Origin of the sequence: Spirillospora sp. NPDC049652, from assembly GCF_040675125.1 — a bacterium.
In the GTDB taxonomy this organism is placed as follows: Bacteria; Actinomycetota; Actinomycetes; order Streptosporangiales; family Streptosporangiaceae; genus Spirillospora.
Genome location: NZ_JBFAOF010000926.1, coordinates 1 through 2,798, shown reverse-complemented (window position 1 = coordinate 2,798; position 2,798 = coordinate 1). Strand labels below are relative to the sequence as shown.

The 2,798-nt window shown below is 76.6% G+C and carries 2 protein-coding genes; both read left to right on the top strand.

Annotated elements, in window-relative coordinates; translation table 11 throughout:
• A partial coding sequence (locus AB0J52_RS34950) for a protein kinase domain-containing protein (RefSeq protein ID WP_500187180.1) occupies positions 1–1,891 on the top strand: 1,891 nt, incomplete at its 5' end.
• Positions 1,891–2,798: serine/threonine-protein kinase (locus AB0J52_RS34945; protein ID WP_500187178.1), on the top strand; the 908-nt coding region annotated here is incomplete at its 3' end. The genes AB0J52_RS34950 and AB0J52_RS34945, both read left to right, overlap by 1 nt.

Here is a 2,798-nt window from a genome sequence, read left to right as displayed (position 1 = left end):
GATCGAGTCGGCCCGGAGGGTCGGCGGATTCCACACCGCGCCGGTCGTGGACGCCGACCCGGACGCGCCCGAACCGTGGCTCGCCACCGCGTTCGTCCCCGGCCCGTCGCTGCGCCGGGTGGTGGCCGAGCGCGGCCCCCTGGCCCGGGACGGCCTGCGCGCGCTCGCGGCCGGGCTCGCCGAGGGCCTGGCCGCGATCCACGCCTGCGGGCTGGTGCACCGCGACCTGAAGCCGGAGAACGTGATCATGGCGGCGGACGGCCCGCGGATCATCGACTTCGGCGTCGCCCGCGCCACCGACGCGACATCCCTGACCTCGCACGGCGTCGTCGTCGGCACGTACGCGTTCATGGCCCCCGAGCAGGTGCTCGCCGGACCGGCCGGGCCGCCCGCCGACGTCTTCTCGCTGGGCTGCCTCCTCGCGTTCGCGGCGACCGGGAGGGGCCCGTTCGACGCCGCGACCATTCCGGCGATCGTGCACCGCGTCCTCAACGACGCGCCCGAGGTGGGGGACGTCCCGGAGCCGCTGCGCGGTCTGGTCCAGGTCTGCCTGGCCAAGGACCCGGCGGCGCGTCCGACCGTCGGGCAGGTGCTCGCGCACCTCACCGACCCGAGCGCCGGCGCGCTGCCGACGCCGAGCCTGGCCGCGCTGCTCGCCACCCCCGCCGAGGCGGTGCCCGCCACATCCGCGGACGCGACGGGAGTGGACGCGACCGGAGTGGGCGCGACGGGAGTGGACGCGACCGGAGTGGGCGCGACGACCGCCGACCCGACCGCCAGGGAGGGCCATCTCCCGCCGCGGGGGACGGCCAAGCCCGTTGACGTGCGGAAACGGGCGCTGCTGATCGGAGGCGGCGTGACCCTCGCGGCGGCGGCCGTCGGCGTTCCGGCGGCGCTGCTGCTCGGCGGCGGCTCGGACGGCCCAGGCGGCACGAAGGGGAAACCGCCCGGCCGGACGCCGCGCCTGGCCTCGTTCACCCGGCCCACCGCCGTCCTCACCGGGCACAAGGAGGGGGTGCAGAGCGTCGCGTTCAGCCCGGACGGGCGGTCCCTGGTCAGCGGCAGCAGCGACACGACCGTCATCATCTGGGACGTCGCCGCCGGGCGGCCCCTCCACACCCTGCGCGGGCACACGTCCAGCGTGCTCGGCGTCGCGTTCAGCCCCGACGGGCGGACCGTGGCGAGCTCGGCGCTCGACGGGACCGTCCGGCTGTGGGACACGGGCGACGGAACGCTCAAGCACACCCTCCCCACCGACCGGTTCGGCGTGAGCGGGCTCGCCTACAGCCCGGACGGGCGCTTTCTCGCGGGCTGCAACCCCGACATCCGGATCTGGGACGCGGCGAGCGGCCGCAAGCTCCGCACGCTCACCGGAAGCGGGAACGCGGGCGTCGACGAGGTCGCGTTCAGCCCGGACGGGCGGACCGTCGCGGCCGTGACCGACGGCTTCTACCGGAAAGCGCCCGGCAGCAGCGTCCTGATGTACGACCCGGTGACCGGACGCCGCACGGGCACGCTCACCGGGCACAAGGACAGCGTCCGCGCGCTCGCGTTCATCCCCGGCGGCCGGACGCTGGTGAGCGGCGGGAACGAGGGGATCGTCCGGATCTGGGACTACCCCTCCGGCCGGACCACCGCGACGATCGCCCCGGGCGGCGGCGTGATCCACGGGCTGGCCGCCACCCCGGACGGCCGCACGCTCGCCGTCGGGAACACCGACCGGACCGTCCGGCTGTTCGACCTCGCGAACCGCGCCCCGGCGGGGACGCTGACCGGACCGTCGTCCGCGATCGAGTCGGTGCGGGTCAGTCCCGACGGCACGCTCGTCGCGGCGGGCTCCGGCCTCGGAACGAGCGCCGACAACGGCGTCTACCTGTGGAAGGTCCGCTGATGCAGCCGCTGCGCCCCGACGACCCGCGCGAGGTCGGCCCGTACCGGCTGGAGGGACGGCTCGGCGCGGGCGGCATGGGCGAGGTGTTCCTCGGCGTCTCCCCGGGCGGCCGGCGCGTCGCGGTGAAGCTGATCCGCGCCGAGTTCGCGGCGGACGCCCGGTTCCGGTCGCGGTTCGCGCGCGAGATCGAGGCGGCGCGGAAGGTCGGCGGGTTCCACACCGCGCCGGTCGTGGACGCCGATCCCGAGGCCGGGTCTCCGTGGATGGTCACCGCGTTCGTGCCGGGGCCGTCGCTTCGGCAGGTGGTCGTCCGGCAGGGGCCGCTGCCGCCGCACGAGGTGCGCCGCCTCGGCGCGGGCCTCGCCGAGGGGCTGGCGGCGATCCACGGCAGCGGGCTGGTGCACCGGGACCTGAAGCCCGGCAACGTCATCATGGCGGCGGACGGCCCGCGGATCATCGACTTCGGGATCGCGCGCGCCGCGGACGCGACGTCCCTGACCTCGGCGGGCGTCGTCGTCGGGACGTTCTCGTTCATGTCGCCCGAGCAGGTGCGCGCCGAGGAGACCGGGCCGCCCGGCGACGTGTTCTCGCTCGGCTGCCTGCTCACCTACGCCGCGACCGGACACGGCCCGTTCGACGCGCCGACCATCCCGGCGATCGTGCACCGCATCACCAGCGCGCCGCCCGCGCTGGACGGCCTGGCCGGCGACCTGCACGAGATCGTCGCCGCGTGCCTGGCGAAGGACCCGGCGGCGCGTCCGACCATCCCGCACCTGCTCGACCGGCTGACCGCTCCCGGGCCACCGCCCGTCCCGGCCCCGCGACCGGCCCCGTCGCCGGTCACAGCGGCGGCTTCGGGAGGCGTCCCGCGGCGGGGGCTGCTGCTCGGGGGCGCGGCCGCGGCGGC